The following is a 24,274-nucleotide window of genomic DNA, read 5'->3' as shown; positions in this document are numbered from 1 at the left end:
AAGGGCCCCCGCGGGGGCCCTTTTTCTATTCCGCCGGCAGTTTCACCGGCTCGTCCGACAGCGGATAGGCCAGATGCGGCAGCATTTCCTTCGGGCAGACCTGCAGGAAATTCGCCCGCTCCACCGCCCAGTCGGCCAGGATGCGCTGCGCCAGCTTCGATCCAGTCTCGGCCGCATGCCGCTCGATCAGCGCTTTCAGCTGCGCCTCCCAATGCGGATGCGATACGGCGCAGGTCACCAGGCTTTCCAGGTTCATGAAATCCTCGGCCGTGCCCGCCGGATCGTACAGATAGGCCATGCCCCCGGTCATCCCGGCGCCGAAATTCGCGCCGATCCGGCCCAGAATCACCGCCACCCCGCCGGTCATGTATTCGCAACCGTTCGAGCCGCAGCCCTCGACCACCACCTTGGCGCCCGAGTTCCGCACCGCGAACCGCTCGCCGGCCCGGCCGCTGGCGAACAGGAACCCGTCCGTCGCGCCATACAGCACGGTATTGCCGATGATCGTGTTCTCGGCCGCCGTCAGCGGCGAGGACATGGACGGCCGCACCGTGATCGTGCCGCCCGACAGGCCCTTGCCGACATAGTCATTGGCATCGCCCATCACCTCGATCTTCAGCCCGTTCACCGCGAAAGCGCCCAAAGACTGCCCGCAGGATCCGGTCAGCTTCACCGTCAGATGGTCGGGCTGCAGGCTGTTGCGCATGCCGAACTTCTTGACGATGTGGCTGGCCGCCCTTGTGCCGATGGTGCGGTGGGTGTTCCGCACGGCATAGGAAAGCTGCATCTTCTCGCCGTCTTCGAAGAAGCGGTGGCCGTCCTTGATGATCTCGGCATCCAGCGTGTCGGGCACCGCATTCCTGGGCTTCGACCGGTCATAGGTGATCCGGTGCGTGCCATCGACGCTGATCAACAGCGGGTTCAGGTCCAGATCGTCCAGATCGGCATGGCCGCGGCTGACCTGGGTCAAGAGATCGGCCCGCCCGATGATCTCATCAATCGACCGCGCCCCGATCTGCGCCAGAATCTCGCGCACTTCCTGGGCGTAGAAGGTGATCAGATTCACCACCTTGTCGGCGCTGCCAGTGAACTTGTCGCGCAGCTTCTGATCCTGGGTGCAGACGCCCACCGGGCAGGTGTTCGACTGGCATTGCCGCACCATGATGCAGCCCATGGCAATCAGCGCCGCGGTGCCGATGCCGTATTCCTCGGCCCCCATCATCGCCGCCATCACGATGTCGCGGCCCGTGCGCAAGCCCCCGTCGGTGCGCAGCGTCACCCGCTCGCGCAGGTTGTTCATCGCCAGAACCTGATGCGCCTCGGTCAGGCCCATCTCCCAGGGCAGACCCGCATATTTGATCGAGGTCGCCGGCGAGGCCCCGGTGCCGCCATTGTGGCCCGAAATCAGGATCACATCGGCCTTGGCCTTGGCCACGCCCGCCGCAATCGTGCCCACGCCCGAAGACGACACCAGCTTGACCGTCACCTTGGCGCGCGGGTTGATCTGCTTCAGGTCATAGATCAGCTGCGCCAGATCCTCGATCGAGTAGATGTCGTGATGCGGCGGGGGCGAGATCAGCGTCACGCCCTTGGTCGAATGCCGCAGCCGCGCGATCAGCTCGGTCACCTTCATGCCCGGCAGCTGGCCGCCCTCGCCGGGCTTGGCGCCTTGGGCCACCTTGATTTCCAGCTCTTCGCAGGCGTTCAGATATTCCGCCGTCACGCCGAACCGGCCCGAGGCGACCTGCTTGATCTTCGCCGAAGGATTGTCGCCATTCGGTTCCGGCAGGAAATGCGCCGGATCCTCGCCGCCCTCGCCCGAGTCGGACTTGGCGCCGATCCGGTTCATCGCGACGTTCAGCGTCTTGTGCGCCTCGGGCGACAGCGCGCCCAGGGACATGCCCGGGGTCACGAAGCGCTTACGAATGCTGGTGATCGATTCGACTTCCTCGATCGGCACCGGCTTGCCCAGCGGCTTGATGTCCAGAAGGTCGCGCAGATGGATCGGCGGGTTGGCCCGCATCGCCGCGCTAAACTGCTTCCAGATGTCAAAGCTGGCCCGGTTGCAGGCTTCCTGCAGCATATGCATGGTCTGGGCTTCCCAGGCATGCTTTTCGCCGCTGCGCCGCGCCTTGTAGAACCCGCCGATCGGCATCACGTCGCTGCCGCCGCGCCAGCCCTTGGCGTGGATCTCCTCGACCTTGTGTTCCACCCCATGCAGACCGATGCCCGAGATGCGCGACTGCATGCCGGGGAAGTATTCGGCCACCATGGCGCGGCTCAGCCCCACGGCTTCGAAGTTCAGCCCGCCGCGATAGGACGAGATCACCGAGATGCCCATCTTCGACATGATCTTCAGCAGGCCCGCGTCGATCGCATCGCGATAGCGGCGCATCGCATCGGTCAGGCTGCCTTCCAGCAAGCCGCGCTGAATGCGGTCGGCGATGCTGTCCTGCGCCAGATAGGGGTTCACCGTGGTCGCGCCGCAGCCGATCAGCACCGCGAAATAATGCGGGTCGATGCATTCGGCCGACCGCACGTTGATCGAGCAGAAGGTCCGCAGCCCCTTGCGCGTCAGCCAGCTGTGCACCGCGCTGGTGGCCAGGATCATCGGCATGCCCACCTTTTCCGGCCCCTGATGCTCATCCGTCAGCACCAATTGCCCCGCGCCACTGCGCACGGCATCCTCGGCTTCCGAGCGGATCCGCTCCAGCCCCAGCCGCAGGTCGTCCAGGGACGGGCCGACCGGGAAGGTGCAGTCGATATGCGCGACCTGGTCGCCGAAGCGGTCCACCAGCACCTTGAATTCCGCGTTCGCCATGAACGGGCTTTCCAAGAGCAGGATCTCGGTCTGGGTCGAGCTTTCGTCCAGCACGTTCTTCAGATTGCCGAAGCGCGTCTTCAGGCTCATCACCCGGCCTTCGCGCAGGCTGTCAATCGGCGGGTTGGTGACCTGGCTGAAGTTCTGGCGGAAGTAATGCGACAGCGGCCGATAGACCTTCGACAGAACCGCAGGCGGCGTGTCATCGCCCATCGAGGCGATCATTTCCTTGCCGTCCTCGGCCATCGGCGCCAGGACCTGCTCCAGTTCCTCGACCGTATAGCCCGCCGCGATCTGCCGCTTGCGCAGCTCGGCCCCGGCAAACAGCGGCGCTTCGGGCACGTCGCGCAGCAGCGCGTTCAGATCGACGATCTTGCCGACCCATTCGCCATAGGGCTGGCTGTTGGCCAGCCGGTCCTTGATCGCCGTGTCGTGGTACAGCTTGCCCTCTTTCATATCGACGGCAATCATCTGCCCCGGCCCCAAGGCGCCCTTTTCGCGCACCGTGGTTTCCTCGACCGGCACCATGCCGGCTTCCGACCCCGCGATCAGCAGCCCGTCGCCGGTGACGACATAGCGCATCGGCCGCAACCCGTTGCGGTCAAGCCCGCCGCAGACCCAGCGTCCGTCGGTCATGGCCAGCGCCGCCGGCCCGTCCCAGGGTTCCATCACCGAGTTGCAGTAGGAATACATGTCGGCCCAGGCCTTGGGCATGTTCACCGTCTGCTTCGACCAGGCTTCCGGCACCAGCATGGTCTTCGCCATCGGCGCCGAGCGGCCCGAGCGCACCATCACCTCGAACACCGCATCCAGCGCGCCGCTGTCGGACGTGCCCGAGGGGATGATCGGCTTGATGTCTTCCGCCGCCTCGCCAAAGGTGTTCGAGGCCATGCGGATCTCATGGCTCTTCATCCAGTTGACGTTGCCCTTCAGCGTGTTGATCTCGCCGTTATGGGCCAGCATGCGGAAGGGCTGCGCCAGCCACCATTGCGGGAAGGTGTTGGTGCTGTACCGCTGGTGATAGATCGCAAACGCGCTTTCGAACCGTTCGTCCTGCAGGTCGGGATAGAAAACCGCCACCTGCTCGGCCAGCATCATGCCCTTGTAGATGATCGACCGGCACGACAGGCTGCACAGATACAGGCCCTGGATCGCCGCGGCGACGGCGGCCTTCTCGATCCGGCGGCGGATGATGTACAGTTCGCGCTCGAACTGCTCCTGATCGATGTCCTTCTCGCAGCGGATCAGGATCTGCTCGATTTCCGGCCGCGTCGCATTGGCCTTCTCGCCCAGCACGCTGATATCCACCGGCACATGCCGCCAGCCATAGATGTAATGGCCCATCCGCAGCACTTCGGCTTCCACGATGGTCCGGCAGCGTTCCTGCGCGCCGAAATCGGTGCGCGGCAGGAAGACCTGGCCCACGGCGATCAGCTTGTGGCTGTCCGGCTCGTGCCCGGTGCGGCGCACCACATCGTAGAAGAACTTGACCGGGATCTGCACATGGATGCCCGCGCCGTCGCCGGTCTTGCCATCGGCATCCACCGCACCGCGGTGCCAGATCGCCTTCAAGGCCGAAATGCCGCTTTCCACCACCTTGCGCGACGGCTTGCCCGAGATCGACACCACCAGCCCCACGCCGCAGGACGAATGCTCGTCCTCTTCGCGGTACAGCGAATGCTCGTTCATAAAGGCGCGCTTGGCTTCTTCCTCGCGGACCCAGGCGTCATCAAAGCTGGTCATGGTCTGCCTCCATCAGGTCAGGGGAAGAGACTGCGGGCGCCATCGACAGGATCGCATCGCAGTCATAGATCGGTTGGGTGCTGCCAAAGCCCTTGTCGCCGGGAAAGGCGAAATCCATCGGGCTGCCGTCGATCGGCCGCCACTGGCCATCGCCCAGATCGGTTTCGCCCGGGCCGGCAAAGAAGTTGCGCCGCTCGCGGCTGATATATTCGTTGCCGCGCGCCCGGCGCAGCACCGTCCCGCCGTCGTCGGTCTCGGTATAGTCGAATTCGGTCTCTTCCAGCACCACCCCGTCGATGGTGAAGCTGCGCCCGGTCAGCCGGTCGAAGCCGGATACGTTCGAATGCGTCCCGTCATCGCGCGACAGGCTGAAAGCGTAGGTGTCGATGCCGGCCGACAGCAATTCGCTGAACGAGGCCGGGTCCTCGGCGCCCGGATCCAGCGACTGGCGCACGGTCGGGTTCACGTCGAAGCTTTCGATCCACTCCGCCTCGCGGTTGATGCGCGAGTAGAAATAGATGCCCTCCTGATCGAAATCCGCCCGCCATTGATCGCCCGGCGGATCGGCCTTGCAGACATAATGGTTGGAGACCCGGCAGCCCTTGGACTGCACGGTCATGGTGATCTCGCAGCCCTCGGGCGGGGTCCAGCTGCCGGCCAGCGCCGGGGCGGGCAGCAGGGCAAAGATCAAGGCAAGGCGTTTCATGCGCGGACCTCCGGCGGGAAAGATTCGTTCAGGCTCAGGGATTGGCAGCCATACTTCGGCTTGGTCGATCCAAAGCCTTTCCTGCCCTCCAGCGCCAGGGTTTTCAGCTTGATGCGGCGACCGGGTCCGCCCTGTCCGTCCGAAACCTCTGTCTCATTGATCAGCAGGTCCAGCTGCTCATTGAACAGTACCGTTCCCGACGTATGAAGCTTGCTACCCGACTGCGGATAATCCAGATCGGCCTCATAGCTGAGGCGCTTGAACCTCTTGCCGGCAAGCTCTCGGGTCTCACCGTCATAAATATATTCCACAACGATACTCGACGATTGGCTCGCGCCATCTCTGGTCAGCGTGGCGCGCTCGGTCACACGAGACTTTCCCGTCTTCACGGCCTCTGCAGGCGAGCCACCACTGCTTTTGGATCTGATGTGAAAGCCGCCGGGCATCACAATCTCTATGGCACCATGCTTGGCGTCGTCCGCATGTATCTCGACCGCGCCATTCCCGTGCGTGATTTCCTGCCAGAAGGCGATCGGGCCCGCACCATCGCAGCGGAAGTGGTTTGTCACTGCACAATGATCGTCCTGTGATGTGGCGACGAGTACGCAGGATTCAGGCCGTTGGCGCAAAGTCTCTGCCGCCAGCGGCGATGCTGCAACAGTCAGACAGGCAAGGATGACAAACTTCCGCATCGCCGATTACCTTTGATCAGGTCACAGATCCTGACGTTTAACTTTCCCTGCATGGTCCGTGCGTAGAGACGAAAGGAAGACGCGGGGAAGACGGGAAGAAGACGCTATTCCGCGGCCACCGTGGCAGGTTGCGCCAGGTAGGACAGGATCGCATCGGCGGCCTCGCGGCCGTCGCGGATCGCCCAGACCACCAGGCTTGCGCCGCGCACGATGTCGCCTGCCGCATAGACGCCCGGCAGGCTGGTCGCATGGCTGCGGAAATCGGCCTTGATCGTGCCCCAGCGGGTCACGGCCAGCTCTTTCACGCCCCAAAGCGTGGGCAGATCCTCGGGTTCGAACCCCAGCGCCTGCACCACCAGATCGGCCGGCTCGACGTAATCGGCGCCCTCGATCACTTCGGGGCTTTGCCGGCCGGTCGCATCGGGCGCGCCCAGGCGCATCTTCTGCACCATCACGCCGTCCACTTCCGTGCCGCCGGTGAAGCCTTTCGGCGCCGAGAGCCAGACGAATTCCACGCCCTCTTCCTCGGCATTCTGCACTTCGCGCTGGCTGCCCGGCATGTTGGCCTTGTCGCGGCGGTACAGGCATTTCACCGATTGCGCGCCCTGGCGGATCGCCGTGCGCACGCAATCCATCGCCGTATCGCCGCCGCCGATCACCACGACGCGCTTGCCCTTGGCATCCAGCATGCCCGAGTCAAACTCGGCAACCTCGTCGCCGAAGGATTTCTTGTTCGAGGCGGTCAGGTAATCCAGCGCCTTGACGATGCCGCTGGCGCCGACGCCCGGCGCCTCGATCTCGCGGATCTTGTAGACGCCGGTGGCGATCAACACCGCATCGTGTTTGCCGCGGATCGCGTCGAAGGACAGGTCCTTGCCGACATCGCAGTTCAGCACAAAGTTCACGCCGCCCAGCCGCAGCTGTTCATTGCGGCGCATCACCACGTCCTTCTCCAGCTTGAAGCCGGGGATGCCATAGGTCAGCAAGCCGCCCGCGCGGTCATAGCGGTCATAAACCGTCACCTGCACGCCGGCGCGGCGCAGCACATCGGCCGCCGCCAGCCCGCCCGGGCCCGCGCCGATGATGCCCACCGATTCCGCGCGTTCGACCGCGGGCTTGATCGGCTTGACCCAGCCTTCTTCCCAGGCGGTGTCGGTGATGTATTTCTCGACCGAGCCGATGGTGACCGTGCCATGGCCCGACTGTTCGATCACGCAATTGCCTTCGCACAGCCGGTCCTGCGGGCAGATCCGGCCGCAGATTTCCGGGAAGGTGTTGGTGGCCTGGCTCAGCTCATAGGCTTCCTGCAGGCGCCCCTCGGCGGTCAGGCGCAGCCAGTCGGGGATGTTGTTGTGCAGGGGGCAATGGGTCTGGCAGTAGGGCACGCCGCATTGGCTGCAGCGGCTGGCCTGTTCGGCGGCCTTCTCGGCGGCGAACTCGGCGTAGATTTCGTGGAAATCCTTCGCGCGCGAAGATGCGTCGCGTTTCACCGGCATCTGCCGGCCCAGCGTGACGAACTTCAGCATCTTCTGCGTGGCCATGGCTGCGCGTCCCTGTGCAAATCCCCGGGTGCGCTTTTCCTACAATCGCTCTGGCGCAAAGAAAAGTCAATTATGCTGACCTAATCCACGCTTTTTTGGTCGCGATGCTGCGCCAGCGAAAGATTTTTGCGTCAATTAGGTCAGCATGGTTTCCAAACCGCCTTAAAAGCCCGCCATCAGCGCCGCCAAAGCGACCGAGCCGATGATGATTCGCCACCAGCCAAAGACCGAATAGCCGTGCTTTCCGATGAAGTTCAGCAGCCAGCGCACCACCAGAATGGCGGTCAGGAAGGCCATGCCAAAGCCGATGGCGATCTGCCCCATCGCGCTGAAATCCAGCAGGTCGCGGGTCTTGTACAGGTCATAGGCCACGGCGGCCCCCATGGTCGGCAGCGACAGCAGGAAGGAAAACTCCGCCGCGGCCCGCTTCTCGACCCCCATTAGCAGCGCGCCCACGATCGTGGCGCCCGACCGCGACACGCCCGGCACCATCGCCAGACACTGGCAGAAGCCGATCGCCAGCGATTTGCCGAAGGGCAGGCCCAGCGCGTCGAAATTCACCGGCTTCGGCGCGATCCGGTCGATCACCAGCAGCACGAAACCGCCCAGAATCAGCATGATGGCGATCAGCTTCGGGGTCTCGAACAGCACGGTCTTGATGAAGTCATGCAGCAAAAGCCCCACGACCACCGCCGGCAGAAAGGCCAGCAGGATCGACACCACCGACCGCCGCGCCGCCGGATCGTGCCGCGCGGCCAGCGCCAGCCCGCCCAGCTTGACCGCATAGACCGAGAACAGCGCCAGGATCGCGCCCAGCTGGATCACCACCTCAAAGGTCTTGCCGGCCGATTCGAAGCCCAGGAAATGCCCCGCCAGCAGCAGGTGGCCCGTGGACGAAACCGGCAGAAACTCTGTCAGCCCCTCCAGCAGCCCCAGCAGGGCTGCGATCAGCATGTCGCCCACGTCAGGCCTTCTTCAGATTCTTGGCCGAGGCCTTGATCGCCGCATATTGGCCCGAGGGCCGGTAGCGCCACAGATATTCCGGCAGAACCGCTTCGGGCGCGACCGGGTGGATGCCCAGATCGGCAAAGCCCTTGGCGCCCGGCGACACCACATTGTCGCGGCCCAGGCTGGCCAGTTGATCGCGGGTCAGGATGCGGTTGGAAATCAGCCGCCCCGTCAGCAGCGAGCCCAGATCCAGCGCTCCGGCCAGGATGCGCATCGCAAAGACCGGCAGGCCCAGCACCAGGCGGCGGCGCTGGATCACCGCCAGCATGTCCGCCATCCAGTCGCGGAAGCTTTTGGCCTCGGGCCCGCCCAGTTCGTAAATCCCGGGCGCCGCCTCGCCCATCGCCGCCTTGGCCGCAGCCTGCGCCACGTCATCGACGAAAACCGGCTGGAACCTGGTCGCGCCATGCACGATCGGCAGCACCGGCCCCATCCGCGACATGCCGGCGAATCGGTTGAAGAACCCGTCCTCGGTGCCGAAAATCACCGAAGGCCGCAGAATCACCGCCGAGGGATAGGCGGCCAGAACCGCCGCCTCGCCCTCGGCCTTGGACTGGCCGTAAAGCGAAGGCGAATCGCTTGCCGCCCCCAGCGCCGAGATGTGAACCAGCGAGGCCACGCCCTCCTCGGCGGCGATCCGCGCGATCCGGCCCGCGCCGTCCACATGCACGGCCTGAAAATTGTTCCGGCCGCCGCGGTCGAAGGTGCCGACGCAGTTCACCACCGCATCGGCGCCCCGCATCACCGCGCGCACCGAATCGTCGTCGCGGATGTTGCAGAACACCGGCTCGACCTGGCCCGGCACGCCATAGGGTTTGACGAACAGGGCCTCGTTCGGCCGACGCACCGCCACGCGGACGCGCCAGCCCGCCCGCGCCATCCGCCGCGCGACATAGCGGCCGACAAAGCCTGCACCGCCGTAAATCGTGACCAGCTTGCTCATGTCTCGCCTCCCGTCCGGGCCCGAAAATCCTGCCGATGAATAGCCCCGCCCCCCGGGGCCCCGCAAGCCCTAAGGGTTTCGGCAGGGATGTGACAAATTTCTTTCGCTTATCGCTTGGCCGTGTTGACACTCCCTCTGCACGCGGATACATCGCCGCCAGTGCCCAGATGGCGGAATTGGTAGACGCACTGGTTTCAGGTACCAGCGCCGCAAGGCGTGGAGGTTCGAGTCCTCTTCTGGGCACCACTTTACCAAAAAGCCGCGCAATCCCCAAGGGTTGCGCGGCTTTTGTCTGTTCGGGCCCCGGGACGCGCGCGGAAGGACGGGCGCAGCAGGCCGGCCGGGCCCGCCTTCGCCCGGCCTATTCCAGCACGCCGCGCGCCACCCGGATCTCCTGCTCCGCCATCAGGCCGAAAGCCGCCTCCATGTGCTGGCGCATCACCGCCCGCGCCGTTTCGGGCGTGCCATGTTCCAGCGCATCCAGCAGCCTTGCATGGTGATCATGGCCCTGCTGCCACAGCGCCCGGCTGTGCGGTTCGTACAGGCGCCGGATCACCGTCAGATCGCTTAGGATCTTGGCGATGAAGCCCACGACGAAGGCCAGAAGCGGGTTCGGGCACAGCGCCGCCAGATCGCGGTGGAACTGCAGCGAGGCGACATGCTGGGCGCGTTCCTCTTCGGCATCGCGCGGCGGATGGTCGAATCGCGTGGTTTCCGCGCGAAACCGCGCCATGGCCTCGGCCGGAACGCGGCCGGCCATCATCGCCGCGACTTCGGGTTCCAGCTGGATGCGCAGCTGATACAGGTCGGCCACCGACAGATCGCGGAAATAGAAGAAATTCGCCAGCATCGCCATAGCGTGATCGGCGGTGATGTCATCGACGAAGGCCCCGCCGCCGGGCCCCGTCCGGGTGCGGATCAGCCCCTGCGCGGCCAGCATCCGCGTCGCCTCGCGCACCGTGCCCTTTGACATGCCCAGGGCGGCGATCAGCGCGGCCTCCGAGGGCAGACGGTCGCCCGGCCGCAGCCCCTGCGCCACGATATAGGCCTTCAGATGCTCGGCCACCTGTTCGGTGCGGGCGCCGTTACGCCTGGTCGCCAAGGCCGTCCGGGTGGTGACAGGCGGCAAGCTGGGTCTCTCCGGTTGCGCGCAGCGCGGGGGCCGACTGGCGGCAGATCTGGGTTACCTTTGGACAACGGGCCGCAAAAGCGCAACCCAGCGGCGGATGCAGCGGGTCGGGCAATTCCGCCGGCGCCGGATCGCGACGCAACAGCGGCCGGCCCGGCGCCGGGGCCGATTGCGCCAGCAGCCGCGTATAGGGATGGGTCGGGCGGGCAAAGATCGCCTCGGCCGGGCCCAGTTCCACCACGGCGCCGAAATACAGCACCGCCACCCGGTCGGATACCGCCTCGACCACCGCCAGATCGTGGCTGATGAACAGATAGGTCAGCCCGTATTCCGCCTTCAGATCGGCCAGCAGGTTCAGGACCTGCGCCTGGACCGAGACATCCAGCGCCGAGACGGGTTCGTCCAGCACGATGATCTTCGGCCGTGCCAGCAGCGCGCGCGCAATGCCGATCCGCTGGGCCTGGCCGCCGGAAAATTCATGCGGGTAGCGGTCCAGGAATTCGGGGCGCAGGTTCACCGCCTCGAACACCTCATCAATGCGGGCGCGGCGCGCGGCCTGATCCATGCCGAACAGCACCCGCAACGGGGTTTCCATGGTCTGGCGAATGGTCTTGCGCGGGTTCAGCGACGAGATCGGATCCTGGAACACATATTGGATCTGCTGGCTTGAGATGCGGCGGTCACGGGTGTCGAAGGGCTTCCCCTCGATCAGGATCGTGCCGGTCGAGGGTTTCAAAAGCCCGACCAGCATCCGCGCCAGCGTGGTCTTGCCGCAGCCGGATTCGCCGACGATGCCCAGCGTCTCGCCCGGTTGCACCGAAAGCGAGATCGGATGCAGCGCCTGAACCTGCGCGCGCGCGGCGCGGAACAGGCCCCGGCCGGCGGGAAAGGCCTTTGACAGGCCGTCGATCTGCAGGGCGGGGGTCATGCCGTGGCCTCGGGGTGCAGGCAGCGCAGGGCGCGCTTGCCCTGGTGGGTCAGGGCGATGTCGCCGGCGCTGCAATCTTGCTGCGCCCGGTGGCAGCGCGGGGCGAAGGCGCAGCCGGGTGGCAGGCGGTCCACGGCCGGGGGCAGGCCGGGGATCGACACCAGCCGCCGTTTGCCGGCGCCGGGCGCGGGCAGGCTGGCGATCAGGCGGCTGGTATAGGGATGCGCGGGCGCGGCCAGAACCTGGGCGGTCGGGCCTTCTTCCACGATCCGGCCCGCATACATCACCGCCACCCGGTCGCAGATCTGCCCCACGACGCCGAAATCATGGGTGATGAACAGGATCGACAGGCCGCGGTCGCGCCGGAGTTCATCCAGAAGCGCCAGAACCTGCGCCTGCACGGTCACGTCCAGCGCCGTCGTCGGCTCATCGGCGATGATCACCTCGGGGTCATTGACCAGCGCCATGGCAATCCCGATCCGCTGGCGCATCCCGCCCGACATTTCATGCGGATAGGCATCGAACCGGCTTTCGGGATTCGGGATCCGCACGGTGCGCAGCAGCGCGATGCACTGCGCCCGCGCCTCGGCCAGGGGCATCTTTCGATGCACCCGGATCGCCTCGACCATCTGTTCGCCCACACGATACAGCGGATGCAGTGTCGACAGCGGATCCTGGAAGATATAGGCGATGCGCCGTCCGCGCAGGTCGCGCAGATCGCGATAGGGAAGCGACAGAAGATCGGTGCCCGACAGCCGCACCGCGCCCTTGGTGATCACCCCGGGGGGCGAGGCGACCAGCCCGGTCACCGACAGCGCGGTCACCGATTTGCCGCTGCCCGATTCGCCGATCAGCCCCAGACATTCGCCGCGGCCCAGCGTCAGCGACACGTCACTGACCGCCTTGTAGACCCGCGCGCCCACCTCGAACCGCGTGGACAGCGCCTGAATCTCCAGCGCGGCCTCGGGGTGTTCAGCCACAGGCGCGGGGCCGTCGCGACGGATCAGCGTCACCGGCGCGGGCCGGGCCAGGGCGCCTGACCGCAGGCGCGGGTCCAGCGCATCGCGCAAGCCGTCGCCCAGCAGGTTGATCGACATCACGATCAGAAAGATCGTCAGGCCGGGCACCACCATCACATGCGGCGCGGTCAGAAAGGCCGCCCGCGCCTCGCCCAGCATGGATCCCAGATCGGCCTGCGGCGGCTGGCTGCCCAGACCCAGGAAGGACAGACCGGCGGTTTCCAGGACCATCCAGCCAATCGTGGTGGAAACGGCAACGGTGATCACCGGCAGGACATTGGGCAGAAGCTCGGTAAGGATGATGCGCGTATGGCCCTGGCCCGACAGGCGGGCCGCGTCGATGAATTCGCGCGCGGCCAGCCCAGCCGACAGGCCGCGGATGTTGCGGGCAAAGAAGGGCACGTTCACCGCGGCCACCGCGATCAGCGCGTTCAGCATACCGGGGCCCAGCGCGGCCACGATGGCCAGCGCCAGAAGGATGTAAGGAAAGGCCATGATCATGTCGATCAGCCGCATCAGCACATTGTCGGTGCGGCCGCCGAAATAGCCCGCCGTCACCCCGATCAACGTGCCGAACCCGGCCGCCACCAGCGCCGCGGCAAAGCCCACCGCCAGCGACAGGCGCGTGCCCCACAGCAGCCGCGACAGGATATCGCGGCCCAGATGGTCGGTGCCCAGCAGATGGCCTTCCGACAGCGGGCGCAGGAACTTGTTCGGCGTATCGGTGACATTGGGCGGCAGCAGCGGCAGCAGCGGCGTGATCAGGCACAGGATCACGATCACCGCCAGCACCACCGCGCCAAACCCCGCCAGCCGGTTGCGGAAGACCAGCGCCAGAAAGGGGCCCGCGCGCCTCATGCCTTGATCCTCGGGTCGATCAGCGACTGCGCCACATCCACCAGGATGTTGAACAGCACATAGCAGGCGGCCACGAAGGTCACGCCGCCCTGAACCAGCAGCAGGTCGCGCTTCAGGATCGCCTCGACCAGCATCCGGCCGACGCCCGGCCATTGGAACACGACCTCGACATAGACGGCGCCCGACAGCACGAAGCCGGCCTGAATCCCCAGAACCGGGATGATCGAGACCATGGCCGCGCGCAGCGCATGGCGCCAGATCACCCCGCGCTCGGCCACGCCCTTGGCCCGCGCCGTGCGGATGAAATCCTGCCGCAGAACCTCAAGCATCGCGCTGCGCGACAGGCGGGCGACGACGCCGGTTGCCACGGCCGCCAGCGCGGTTGCGGGCAGAACCAGATGGCGGGCCAGATCCCACAGCGTGCGCCCGCCGTAGATTTCATACATGCCCGACACCGGCAGCCAGCGCAGGTTCACCGCGAATGTCAGGATCAACAGCATGCCCAGGAAGAACGAGGGCACCGAGATGCCGATCAGCACGGCGAAGGTGATCGCCTTGTCCTGCCAGCCGAATTGCCGCGCGGCGGAAACCACGCCGGCCGCGATGCCGATCACCGCGCACAGCACCAGCGACACGCCCGCCAGAACCAGCGTGGCCGAAAACCTCTCGGTGATCTCGTCCAGCACCGGGCGGTTCAAGGAAAACGACCGGCCGAAATCGCCGGTCAGCAGATTGCCCAGCCAGATGAAGTAGCGCGCCACCATGGGCCGGTCTAGGCCAAGGTCGCGGTTCAGCTTCGCCACATTCTCGGGCGAGGCATAGGCGCCCAGAATCGCCGTCGCCGGATCGCCTGGGATCAGCGACATGATGAAGAAGACGATCACGGTGATGCCCAGAACCACGGGCACGGCCGAGATCAGCCGGTACAGGATATAGCGCCCCATCAGGCCCCCTTCTGCCGGACGGGCGGCGCCTGCGCCCCCCGTCCCATGTTGCGGCGATTGCTCAGGCCTTGGCCACATCCTTCAGCGTCAAAAGGAACGAGGGCTGCAGTGCCAGCCCCGATACCGCGGCGGTCGAGACGGCATTCTGCTTCCAGTTCGCCACGAACAGCCAGGGCGCATCGTCATGCACCAGAACCTGCATCTGCTTGTACAGATCGGCGCGCTCGTCCTGGCTGGTCGAAATCCGGGCGCGGTTCAGCAGATCGTCCACCTGCGGATTGGCGTAATAGCCCGAGTTGAAGCCGCCCTTCTCGGGCCAGGCCTCGCTGCGCAGCGCCAGATAGGGCAGGGTGTCGGGGTCATTGGTCATCCAGGCCATTTCCGCCATGTCGGCCTTGCCCGACAGGCCGGGGTTCACCTGATCCAGGAAGGTGTTCCATTCATAGGTCTGGATCGTGACGTCAAAGCCCACCGCCGCCAGATCGGCCTGAATGGCCGTGCCCATCGCCACCGGGTCCAGCATGCCCGATCCGCCTTCGGTGACGAAGAAGGTCACTTTCGGGTTGGGCTGCCCGGCTTCGGCCAGCAGCGCCTTGGCCTTTTCGGGATCGTAGGGATAGGGCGCCACATCGGGGTTCACCGCCCAGTTGAAGGCCGCGGGCGTCGGCCCGGCGGCGACGGTGGCCGTGCCTTCCAGCACGTCATTCACCAGGGCCTCCTTGTTCACCGCGTAATTCGCGGCCTGGCGCACACGCTTGTCGGCAAAGGCGCCATCCTTGCAGTTCAGGATCAGGAACCACAGATGCGCGCCGGCGGCCTCGACGATGCGGAAAGCGTCGGTCCTGAATTGCGACAGGGTCACCGGCGGCACTTCGACCATGATGTCGAGGCCCCCCGCCAGCATCTCGGCGGTGCGGGTGTTTGCATCGGTCAGCGGGCGGAACACGATCGCCTCGGCCGCCGCCGGCCCATCCCAGTAATCGGGGTTCTTCTCGATCGCGACCATCTCATTCGCGCGCCATTCGGCGAATTTGAACGGCCCCGTGCCCGAAGGCGCGCGGCCGAAATCGGCGCCATGCTGGGCCACGGCGGCGGGCGAGACGATATAGCCCGTCGGCGTGGCCAGATTGGCCAGGAAGGGCGCGTAGGGTTCGGACAGGGTGAAGACCGCCGTGGTCGCATCGGGCGCTTCGATCGCGGTGACCGACGAGAAGAAGAAGGCCAGCGGGAAGGGGCCGGTCTTCGCATAGGGGTGATCTTCCTTCAGCATCCGCTCGAAGGTGAATTTCACCGCCTCGGCATCGCAGGCGCTGCCATCGTGGAAGGTCAGCCCCGGCCGCAGATGGAACGTATAGGTCTTGCCATCGTCGGAGATTTCCCAGCGTTCGGCCAGCGCCGGCTCCACCTCCAGCGTGCCGTCGCGAAACCGCACCAGCCCGTCGAACAGATTGGCCGAGATGCGGAAATCATTGGCCGCGGTGGCGGCCTGCGGGTCCAGCGTCTTGGGTTCGGCCACCTGACCCAGGATCAGCACGCCCGGAGGCGTCTGGGCCAGCGCGGCGCTGCGCAGGCCAAGGCTGACAAGGGCAAGGCCGGCGGCACTGGCCGACAGAAGCGCGCGGCGCGACAGACGGGCGGAAAGCATGGGGATCTCCTGTTGGCATGGTGTTTTCGGTAAATTTATCATGATAAATTGAAAGCGATAGGGTTTTTGCGTAATCTGGGCCGGCAAAATGCGCCGCATCCCGGGGGTGTCGGCCCAAGCCTTGGGAAAGACATGACTTTTTCGCTACTGATCCGCGATGAGGAAACAGGCATTCTGGCCGGAGCGGCCGCCACCGGCTCGCTTTGCGTGGGCGGATGGGTGTTGCGCGGGCGCTGGGGGGCTGGTCTGTCGGCCAGCCAGGGTGCGGCGCCCAGCACCTTCTGGGGGGAATCGGTTCTGGACCTGATGGGAAGGGGCGAGGCGGCCGAGGCGGCGGTGCAGCAGGTGGTCGGCCCCGATCCCAACCGCGCCTGGCGGCAATTGTCGGCGCTGGACATGCGGGGCGGCACGGCCGGCCATAGCGGGGCCGAGAACCTGCCGCTTTGCGCCCATCTTGCCCGGCCGGGGCGGGTGGCGGCCGGCAATATCCTGGCCCGTCCGGCGGTGCTGCAGGCGCTGTTCGACGGCTATGACAGCCTGCCCGATGCCGCAGCCGACCCCGGCGCCCGGCTGATCGCGGCGCTGAAGGCGGCACAGGCCATGGGGGGCGATGTGCGGGGGCTGAAATCGGCGGCGATCCTGGTCCTGTCGGAAAGCCGCCCGCCGTTAAGCCTGCGCATCGACCTGTCCGAAGATCCGCTGGCCGATCTGCAGGCGCTGCACCGCGCCGCGACCTCGGGCAGCTATGCCGCCTGGACCCATGCCGTGCCCGTCGCTGCCGACCCCTGCCGTGCCGACCGGGCGATCCTGGCCGCCGATCCGGTCGTGGCCCCGCGCCAGCCTGACTGAGCCTGCAAATGAGACGGGGGCCTGCCAGCGCAGACCCCCGTTCCTTCAGGCGCGGCCAAAGACCTTAGGCGCGCACGAGCTTTTCGTAAGCGGTGGCGACGCGCTTGGTCAGCTCGCCCACTTCGAAATTATAGTCGCCGATCTGGCCGACCGGGGTCACCTCGGCCGCCGTGCCGGTCAGCCAGCACTGTTCGAAGCCTTCCAGCTCTTCCGGCATTATGTGCCGCTCATGCACCTTGATCTGCATGTCCTTCATCATCTGGATGACGGTCTGCCGGGTGATCCCGTTCAGGAAGCAATCGGCCAGCGGCGTATGCACTTCGCCATCCTTGACGAAGAAGATGTTCGCCCCGGTCGCCTCGGCCACATAGCCGCGATAGTCGAACATCATCGCATCCGAGCAGCCCTTGGCCATGGCCGCGTGCTTGGACATGGTGCAGATCATGTACAGGCCGGCGGCCTTGGCTTCGGACGGAATGGTTTCCGGCGAGGGCCGCTTCCATTTCGAGATGTCCAGCTTCGCGCCCTTGAACTTGGCGTCGCCGTAATAGGCGCCCCAGGTCCAGCAGGCGATGCCCAGACGCACCGGGTTGCCGTGGCTGGCGACCCCCATTTCCTCGCCCGCGCCGCGGAAGGCGATGGCGCGGATATAGGCGTCGGTCAGGCCATTGGCCTTCAGCGTGGCTTCCTTGGCCGCGTCGATTTCGTCGGCGGTCCAGGGAATGTCCATGTCCAGCAGCTTGCCCGAGCGGATCAGCCGTTCGGAATGCTCATGCCCCTTGAAGATCTTGCCGCTGTAGCAGCGCTCGCCCTCGAATACGGCCGAGGCATAATGCAGAGCGTGGGTCAGAAGGTGGACCTTCGCGTCCCGCCATTCCACCAGTTTGCCATCCATCCAGATGAACCCGTCACGATCGTCATATGCCGCCATCTCGGCCTCCTGATTTTCGAATCTTGCGCAGATTGGGTCCGGATCGGACACGAAGTTGCGTCAAGGCGCCGACTCGCTACGCTTTATGACTTGGAAAGTCAACAAGGCTGACGTAAATTCCTTTCGAAAAGGAGACAGGCATGGCCGAAGTGGCAGGAGGCGAAAGCCTTCTCTTTCTGACCGACGAACAGTTGCGCAAGGGCATCGAGGCGATGTTCTTCGCCTATCGCGGCTTTACCGCCGACCCGGACCGGATTCTGGAAGGCCTGGATTACGGACGCGCGCATCACCGCGCGGTGCATTTCATCCATCGCTCGCCCGGGACCACCGTGTCAAACCTGCTGGCGATCCTGGGGGTCACCAAACAGTCGCTGAACCGGGTGCTGCGCACGCTGATCGACGACGGGCATGTGAAAAGCGAAAAGGGCAAGGCCGATGCGCGCGAGCGGCACCTGTTCCTGACCGAGAAGGGCGAGGCGCTGGAACGCGCCCTGTCGGATGCGCAGCGGGCGCGGATGCGCGCGGCCTATCGCGCGGCGGGGCCGGCGGCGGTGGCCGGCTTCCGGCAGGTTCTGGAAGCGATGATGGACCCCGAGATGCGCAGCCAATACAACCGGCTCAGGGATGGCGGCTAGGAAGGGGGCGGAGATGTCGGGACAGGCAGGGGCAGAGCCCCACCTTCTGGTCGTCGATGATGATGAACGTATCCGGGGCCTGCTGCAGAAGTTCCTGATCCGAAACGGGTTTCTGGTCACGGTCGCCAAGGATGCGGCGCAGGCGCGGCGGCTGCTGGCCGGGCTGGACTTCGATCTGATCGTGCTGGATGTGATGATGCCGGGCGAGGATGGCATCAGCCTGACCCGCGATCTGCGCAAGGTCATGGCGGTGCCGATTCTGCTGCTGACCGCCAAGGGCGAGACCTCGAACCGGATCGAGGGGTTCGAGGCCGGGGCGGATGACTATCTGGTCAAGCCCTTCGAGCCGAAGGAACTGCTGCTGCGGATCAATGCGATCCTGCGCCGGGTGCCGCAGGCGCGTGCCGCCGAACCGGCGCCCAAGGTGCTGCATCTGGGCGCGGTGCGCTATGACATGGACCGTGGCGAATTGTGGCGCGGCGAGGCGCCGATCCGGCTGACCGCGACCGAGGCCGCGCTGATGCGGCTGTTCGCGGCGGCGCCAGGTGCTGCGATGAGCCGCGAACGGCTGGTTGCCGATCTGGGCCGCGAGGATGCGGCGCAGGAACGCGCGGTCGATGTGCAGATCACCCGCCTGCGGCGCAAGATCGAGGACGACCCCAAGGCGCCGCGCTATCTGCAGACCGTGCGGGGCGAAGGCTATATGCTCGCCCCGGATTGAGGGGCGGCAGGCGCCCGGGGCTCTGCCCCGGACCCCGGGATATTTGGACAGAGAGGAAGGCGGCACGTGCTGGTTTTTTCCCATGCCGATTGTCTGGGCCATGTGACGCCGCCGGGGCACCCCGAGCGGGTGGAGCGGCTGGCGGCGGTCGAGGCCGGGCTGGCCGGGATCGTGCTGGCGCGGTGCGACTGTCCGCTGGCGGACGAGGCCGAGGTGCTGCGCTGCCATCCCGCCGCCTATCTGGCGCGGGTGAAGGGCGCGGTGCCGGATCAGGGCTGGGCGCAGCTGGATGGCGACACCTTTCTTGCGCCGGGGTCTTTCGCGGCGGCCCTGCGTGCGGTGGGCGGGGTTTGCGCGGCGGTGGATGCGGTGGTCGCGGGCGAGGCCGGCGCGGCCTTCGTGGCCGCACGGCCACCGGGCCATCATGCCGAGACCGCGCGTGCGATGGGGTTCTGCCTGTTCGGCTCGGTCGCGGTGGGGGTGAAGCGGGCGCTGGATCACCACGGCCTGTCGCGCGTCGCCGTGGTCGATTTCGACGTGCATCATGGCAATGGCACCCAGGATCTGCTGTGGCAGGAAGAGCGCTGCCTGTTCGCCTCGTCGCATCAGATGCCGCTTTATCCGGGCACCGGCGGGGCGGAGGACCGCGGCGCCTTTGGCCAGATGCTGAACCTGCCGCTGCGCCCCGGCACAGGCGGCGCCCAGATGCGCGCCGCCTATGAGCGCGCGATCCTGCCGGCGCTGGCCGACTGGCGGCCCGAGCTGCTGATCGTCTCGGCCGGGTTCGATGCGCATCGCGACGATCCTTTGGCGCAGCTGGACTGGGAGGCGGAGGATTTCCGCTGGCTGGCCGCGCGGTTGTGGGAAGTGTCCGGCGGGCGGGTGGTCTCGGCCCTGGAAGGCGGTTATGATCTGGCGGCGCTGGCCGAAAGTGCCGGCGCCTATGTGGGCGAGATGGCGAGGCGTGAGGCATGAGCGAGAAATCCGTGGCGGAGATGAGCTTCGAAGAGGCGCTCGCCGCGCTGGAAACCGTGGTCGGGCAGCTGGAACGCGGCGATGTGCCGCTGGACCAGTCGATCGCGCTGTATGAGCGCGGCGCGGCGCTGAAGGCGCATTGCGCGGCACGGCTGAAGGATGCCGAAGAGAAGGTGGAGAAGATCCGCCTGGCCGAGGGCCGTGCCGTGGGCACGGATCCGGTGGAGGGGCTGTGAGCTTTCCCGAACGGCTGGCCGGCGACGCCCAGCGGATCGCCCTGCGGCTGGATGAGGCTTTGGCGGATTTCCCGGATCAGCCGGTCGTCCATGCCATGCGCTATGCGCTGCGCGGCGGCAAAAGGCTGCGCGGCTTTCTGGTGCTGGAATCGGCCCGGATGCTGGGCGTCTCGGCCGAGCGGGCGGTTTCGGCGGCGGCGGCGGTGGAAGCCCTGCATGCCTATTCGCTGGTGCATGACGATCTGCCCGCGATGGATGATGACGATCTGCGCCGTGGCCAGCCCACGCTGCATGTGAAATGGGACGAGGCCACGGCGATTCTGGCCGGCGACGCGCTGCAGACCCTGGCTTTCGAATTGCTGGCAGATCCGGCGCTGGGCGGGGCCGAGCAGCGGATCGCCTTGGTCGCCGGGCTGGCGCGGGCCAGTGGCGCCCAGGGCATGGTGCTGGGCCAGGCCCTGGACATTGCCGCCGAAACCGCCGGCCGCGCGCTGTCCTTGGACGAGATCACGGAATTGCAGGCCGGCAAGACCGGCGCCTTGATCCGCTTTTCCGCCGAGGCCGGCGCCATCCTGGCCGGGGCCGATCCGGCGCCCTTGCGCGCCTATGCCGAGGCGCTGGGCCTGGCCTTCCAGATCGCCGATGACATTCTGGATGTGACCGGCTCGGAACAGGCGGCCGGCAAGCGTCTGGGCAAGGATGCGGCGGCGGGCAAGGCCACCTTCGTCTCGCTTCTGGGGTTGGACGGCGCGCGCGTGCAGGCGGAGGCGCTGGTCGAACAGGCGGAAAGCCTGCTGGAACCCTACGGAGAAGCGGCAGCTTACTTGATCGCGGCGGCGCGTTTCTCTATCTCGCGCGACAGCTGAACTGGAGGCTCCATGGCCGACCGCCCCGCCACCCCGCTGCCCGCCACACCGCTGCTTGACCGGGTGCATTTCCCCGGCGACCTGAAGGCGCTGTCCGACCGCGAGCTGCGGCAGCTGGCCGATGAATTGCGGGCCGAGACGGTTTCGGCCGTTTCCGTCACGGGCGGCCATCTGGGCGCGGGGCTGGGTGTGGTCGAATTGACCGTGGCGCTGCATGCCGTGTTTGACGCGCCGCGCGACAAGATCATCTGGGATGTCGGCCACCAGTGCTATCCGCACAAGATCCTGACCGGGCGGCGCGACCGCATCCGCACCCTGCGGATGGAAGGGGGCCTGTCGGGTTTCACCAAGCGCAGCGAAAGCCCCTATGACCCGTTCGGGGCGGCGCATTCCTCGACCTCGATCTCGGCGGCGCTGGGCTTCAAGGTGGCGGCCGATCTGGGCGGCGATCCGGGCGATGCCGTGGCGGTGATCGGCGATGGCGCCATGAGCGCGGGCATGGCGTTTGAGGCGATGAACAATGCCGGCCATCTGGGCAAGCGGCTGTTCGTCATCCTGAACGACAATGAAATGTCGATCGCCCCGCCGGTTGGGGCGCTGTCGTCTTACCTGAGCAAGCTTTACGCCGAAGCGCCGATGCAGGACCTGAAACAGGTCGCCAAGGGCTTTGTCGGACTTCTGCCCGGGCCGTTGCAGGATGGCGCGCGGCGGGCGAAAGAGATGCTGAAGGGCATGGCCGTTGGCGGCACCCTGTTCGAGGCGCTGGGCTTTTCCTATGTCGGGCCGATCGACGGCCATGATCTGGACCAGTTGCTGCCGGTTCTGCGCACCGTGCATGCACGCGCCACCGGGCCGATGCTGATCCATGTGCTGACCAAGAAGGGCAAGGGCTATGCGCCCGCCGAACTGTCGGCCGACAAGGGCCATGCGCGGGCGAAGTTCGATCTGGTCACCGGCGAGCAGAAGAAGACGCCCTCGAACGCGCCCTCCTACACCAAGGTCTTCGCCGAAAGCCTGCTGCAAGAGGCCGAGCGCGACGAGAAGATCGTGGGCGTCACGGCGGCAATGCCGGACGGGACGGGGCTGGACCTGTTCGCAACCCGCTTCCCGCGCCGGATGTTCGATGTGGGCATTGCCGAACAGCATGCGGTGACCTTTGCCGCCGGCATGGCGGCGGGCGGGCTGAAGCCGTTCTGCGCGCTTTATTCCACCTTCCTGCAGCGCGGTTACGATCAGGTCGTGCATGACGTGGCGATCCAGCGCCTGCCGGTGCGCTTTGCCATTGACCGGGCCGGGCTGGTGGGCGCCGATGGCGCAACCCATGCCGGGGCGTTTGACACGGCCTTCCTGGCCAATCTGCCGGGCATCGTGGTGATGGCCGCGGCCGATGAGGCCGAATTGCGCCATATGGTGGCAACGGCCGCGGCCTGGGATGAGGGGCCGATCGCCTTCCGCTATCCGCGCGGCGAAGGGTGCGGGGTCGAGATGCCGGCGCGCGGCGTGCCGCTGGAAATCGGCCGTGGCCGGGTGATGCGCGAAGGCGCGCGGGTGGCGGTGCTGTCCTTCGGCACGCGCCTGGCCGAAGTGCTGAAGGCCGCGGAATCGCTGGCGGCGCGCGGTCTGGCGCCCACCGTGGCCGATGCGCGCTTTGCCAAGCCGCTGGACCGCGATCTGATCCTGCGGCTGGTGGCCGAACATGAGGCGCTGATCTGCATCGAGGAAGGCGCGGTGGGCGGCTTCGGCAGCCAGGTCGCGCAGCTTCTGGCCGAGGCGGGCATCTTCGACCGCGGGCTGAAATTCCGCAGCATGGTTCTGCCCGATATCTTCATCGATCAGGCCAGCCCCGAGGCGATGTATCGCGTGGCCGGGATGGAGGCGCCGCAGATCGAGGCCAAGGTGCTGGAGGTGCTGGGCATCGCCACGCTGGAACGGCGCGCCTGACCGAGGGGGGCGGGCGCAAATTCCTTTGAAGGAATTTGTCCGTTCTCTTCGAAGAGAACGGACCGGAGTTTTCGAAAACTCCGATGCGCTACAGCCCCAGCCGGTCCAGCATCGCCTCCAACGGCGCCCAGTCGTCGATCTGCAACCGCACCACCAGCGCCAGAACCTTGGGCCGGAAGGCCGCGGGCAGGCGGGCCGCGTCCTTCTCGGTTGTCACCAGCTGCGCCCCTGCCTGGGCCGCGTCATGCTCCAGCCGGCGCAGCAGGGCTTCGGAAAACGGCTGGTGATCGTCCAGCGCCACTTTGCGCACCAGAACGGCCCCCTCGCCGCGCAGGGTGGCGAAGAATTTCTCGGGATGGCCGATGCCGGCAAAGGCCACGACCCGCTCGCCCTGCCAGTCCATTCCCATCTGCAAGGGCCGCAAGGCGCCGGTCAGATGCGGCAGGGCGATCGCCTTGCCCCAGCGTGCGGCGAAGGCCGTCTGCGCCTCGGCCCCGCCGATCGACAGCAGCGCATCGGCGCGCGCCAGCCCCGTTGCCACCGGCTCGCGCAGCGGGCCCGCGGGCAGGCAGCGCCCATTGCCGAAGCCGCGCTCGGCATCGACGACGATCAAAGACAGATCCTTCTCGACGGCCGGATTCTGGAACCCGTCATCCAGCAGGATCACGCTGGCCCCCGCCGCTTCGGCCGCGCGCACCCCGGCCGCCCGGTCGCGGGCGATGAAAGTGGGCGCGAAGGCCGACAGCAACAGCGGTTCATCCCCCACATCGGCGGCGGAATGGCGGGCCGGGTCGACCTGCAGCGGGCCTTCCAGCCTGCCGCCATAGCCGCGCGAGACCAGCATCGGCCGCTGGCCCCGGGCCAGAAGCCGCTCGGTCAGCGCGATGGCGCTGGGCGTCTTGCCCGTGCCGCCCGCGTTCAGATTGCCGATGCAGATCACCGGCACCGCGGCGCGGTAGGGCGTGCCGCGCGCCAGCCGCCGCGCCGTGGCGCGGGCGTAAAGCGCGCCCAGCGGCGCCAGCAGACGCGCGGTCAGGCCGGGAGTTTCGGGCGGGGCGTCCCAGAAAGCGGGCGGGCGCATCAGCCGGCCCCGTCGGTCAGGGCGCGGATCCGCCCCCTTCGCCCCCGTTCCTGCCGCGCAGG

The 24,274-nt window shown here is 66.6% G+C and carries 20 protein-coding genes and 1 tRNA gene; 8 read left to right on the top strand and 13 right to left on the bottom strand.

Annotation, left to right across the window (positions count from 1 at the left end):
• Window positions 1-25 precede the first annotated feature (25 nt).
• The 6 genes from gltB to K1Y73_RS08970 all read right to left on the bottom strand — a co-directional run bounded on the left by gltB (window position 26) and on the right by K1Y73_RS08970 (window position 9,454).
• Window positions 26-4,564 (bottom strand): glutamate synthase large subunit, encoded by a 4,539-nt coding sequence (gene gltB / locus K1Y73_RS08995; RefSeq protein ID WP_225027953.1) that lies wholly within the window; start codon window positions 4,562-4,564, stop codon window positions 26-28.
• The gene (locus K1Y73_RS08990; protein ID WP_225027952.1) at window positions 4,551-5,270 is read right to left on the bottom strand and encodes a hypothetical protein; all 720 of its coding nucleotides are present in this window, start codon (window positions 5,268-5,270) and stop codon (window positions 4,551-4,553) included. The genes gltB and K1Y73_RS08990 overlap by 14 nt, the downstream gene beginning before the upstream one ends.
• A complete protein-coding gene (locus K1Y73_RS08985) occupies window positions 5,267-5,962 on the bottom strand; it encodes a hypothetical protein (RefSeq protein WP_225027951.1) in 696 nt (231 codons plus the stop codon). The genes K1Y73_RS08990 and K1Y73_RS08985 overlap by 4 nt, the downstream gene beginning before the upstream one ends.
• 104 nt (window positions 5,963-6,066) lie before the next feature.
• A complete protein-coding gene (locus tag K1Y73_RS08980; protein ID WP_225027950.1) occupies window positions 6,067-7,503 on the bottom strand; it encodes an NAD(P)-dependent oxidoreductase in 1,437 nt (478 codons plus the stop codon).
• 162 nt (window positions 7,504-7,665) lie between these two features.
• Window positions 7,666-8,457: an undecaprenyl-diphosphate phosphatase gene (locus K1Y73_RS08975; RefSeq protein WP_225027981.1), complete on the bottom strand. Its 792-nt coding sequence runs from the start codon at window positions 8,455-8,457 to the stop codon at window positions 7,666-7,668.
• A 10-nt stretch (window positions 8,458-8,467) separates the two neighbouring features.
• Complete coding sequence (locus tag K1Y73_RS08970; protein WP_225027949.1) at window positions 8,468-9,454, bottom strand: complex I NDUFA9 subunit family protein; 987 nt, start codon at window positions 9,452-9,454, stop codon at window positions 8,468-8,470.
• Between the two features lie 161 nt (window positions 9,455-9,615).
• Here K1Y73_RS08970 and K1Y73_RS08965 point away from each other — a divergent pair.
• Window positions 9,616-9,700 (top strand) — tRNA-Leu (locus K1Y73_RS08965).
• A gap of 115 nt (window positions 9,701-9,815) precedes the next feature.
• On the opposite strand, the gene K1Y73_RS08960 is transcribed toward K1Y73_RS08965, so the two are convergent.
• The 5 genes from K1Y73_RS08960 to K1Y73_RS08940 form a co-directional block, all read right to left on the bottom strand.
• Entirely contained in the window at window positions 9,816-10,556 is a 741-nt protein-coding gene (locus tag K1Y73_RS08960; RefSeq protein WP_225027948.1) for a FadR/GntR family transcriptional regulator, read from the bottom strand.
• Window positions 10,540-11,511 (bottom strand): ABC transporter ATP-binding protein, encoded by a 972-nt coding sequence (locus tag K1Y73_RS08955; RefSeq protein WP_225027947.1) that lies wholly within the window; start codon window positions 11,509-11,511, stop codon window positions 10,540-10,542. The genes K1Y73_RS08960 and K1Y73_RS08955 overlap by 17 nt, the downstream gene beginning before the upstream one ends.
• Window positions 11,508-13,388 carry a dipeptide/oligopeptide/nickel ABC transporter permease/ATP-binding protein gene (locus K1Y73_RS08950; protein WP_225027946.1) on the bottom strand — a complete coding sequence of 627 codons (1,881 nt, stop codon included), beginning with the start codon at window positions 13,386-13,388 and terminating at the stop codon, window positions 11,508-11,510. Before K1Y73_RS08950 ends, K1Y73_RS08955 begins: the two co-directional genes overlap by 4 nt.
• Window positions 13,385-14,332, bottom strand: a complete 948-nt coding sequence (locus K1Y73_RS08945; RefSeq protein WP_225027945.1) for an ABC transporter permease — start codon at window positions 14,330-14,332, stop codon at window positions 13,385-13,387. The genes K1Y73_RS08950 and K1Y73_RS08945 overlap by 4 nt, the downstream gene beginning before the upstream one ends.
• A 61-nt stretch (window positions 14,333-14,393) precedes the next feature.
• Entirely contained in the window at window positions 14,394-15,977 is a 1,584-nt protein-coding gene (locus K1Y73_RS08940) for an ABC transporter substrate-binding protein (RefSeq protein WP_225027944.1), read from the bottom strand.
• Between the two features lie 132 nt (window positions 15,978-16,109).
• Here K1Y73_RS08940 and K1Y73_RS08935 point away from each other — a divergent pair, with 132 nt between their 5' ends.
• Complete coding sequence (locus tag K1Y73_RS08935; protein WP_225027943.1) at window positions 16,110-16,826, top strand: DUF1028 domain-containing protein; 717 nt, start codon at window positions 16,110-16,112, stop codon at window positions 16,824-16,826.
• A gap of 64 nt (window positions 16,827-16,890) precedes the next feature.
• On the opposite strand, the gene K1Y73_RS08930 is transcribed toward K1Y73_RS08935, so the two are convergent.
• Window positions 16,891-17,757 carry a branched-chain amino acid aminotransferase gene (locus K1Y73_RS08930; protein ID WP_225027942.1) on the bottom strand — a complete coding sequence of 289 codons (867 nt, stop codon included), beginning with the start codon at window positions 17,755-17,757 and terminating at the stop codon, window positions 16,891-16,893.
• 140 nt (window positions 17,758-17,897) lie between these two features.
• Between K1Y73_RS08930 and K1Y73_RS08925 the strand changes: the two genes are divergently transcribed.
• From K1Y73_RS08925 to dxs, 6 genes are all read left to right on the top strand, one after another.
• Complete coding sequence (locus K1Y73_RS08925) at window positions 17,898-18,392, top strand: MarR family winged helix-turn-helix transcriptional regulator (protein WP_225027941.1); 495 nt, start codon at window positions 17,898-17,900, stop codon at window positions 18,390-18,392.
• A 13-nt stretch (window positions 18,393-18,405) separates the two neighbouring features.
• Window positions 18,406-19,113 carry a response regulator gene (locus K1Y73_RS08920; RefSeq protein ID WP_225027940.1) on the top strand — a complete coding sequence of 236 codons (708 nt, stop codon included), beginning with the start codon at window positions 18,406-18,408 and terminating at the stop codon, window positions 19,111-19,113.
• 66 nt (window positions 19,114-19,179) lie between these two features.
• Window positions 19,180-20,088, top strand: coding sequence for a histone deacetylase family protein (locus K1Y73_RS08915; RefSeq protein ID WP_225027939.1), 909 nt, complete (start codon window positions 19,180-19,182; stop codon window positions 20,086-20,088).
• A complete protein-coding gene (locus K1Y73_RS08910) occupies window positions 20,085-20,324 on the top strand; it encodes an exodeoxyribonuclease VII small subunit (protein ID WP_225027938.1) in 240 nt (79 codons plus the stop codon). Before K1Y73_RS08915 ends, K1Y73_RS08910 begins: the two co-directional genes overlap by 4 nt.
• Window positions 20,321-21,190 (top strand): polyprenyl synthetase family protein, encoded by an 870-nt coding sequence (locus tag K1Y73_RS08905; RefSeq protein WP_225027937.1) that lies wholly within the window; start codon window positions 20,321-20,323, stop codon window positions 21,188-21,190. Before K1Y73_RS08910 ends, K1Y73_RS08905 begins: the two co-directional genes overlap by 4 nt.
• A 12-nt stretch (window positions 21,191-21,202) precedes the next feature.
• Entirely contained in the window at window positions 21,203-23,131 is a 1,929-nt protein-coding gene (gene dxs / locus K1Y73_RS08900; protein WP_225027936.1) for a 1-deoxy-D-xylulose-5-phosphate synthase, read from the top strand.
• Between the two features lie 88 nt (window positions 23,132-23,219).
• Here dxs and lpxK read toward each other — a convergent pair whose 3' ends face one another.
• Window positions 23,220-24,212: a tetraacyldisaccharide 4'-kinase gene (gene lpxK, locus K1Y73_RS08895; protein ID WP_225027935.1), complete on the bottom strand. Its 993-nt coding sequence runs from the start codon at window positions 24,210-24,212 to the stop codon at window positions 23,220-23,222.
• Window positions 24,213-24,274: the final 62 nt, after the last annotated feature.

The sequence above is a fragment of the Xinfangfangia pollutisoli genome (assembly GCF_020179405.1).
Lineage (GTDB): Bacteria > Pseudomonadota > Alphaproteobacteria > Rhodobacterales > Rhodobacteraceae > Pseudogemmobacter > Pseudogemmobacter pollutisoli.
The sequence above is the reverse complement of the archived record's forward strand: the minus strand, read 5'-3'. Positions and strand labels throughout refer to the sequence as shown.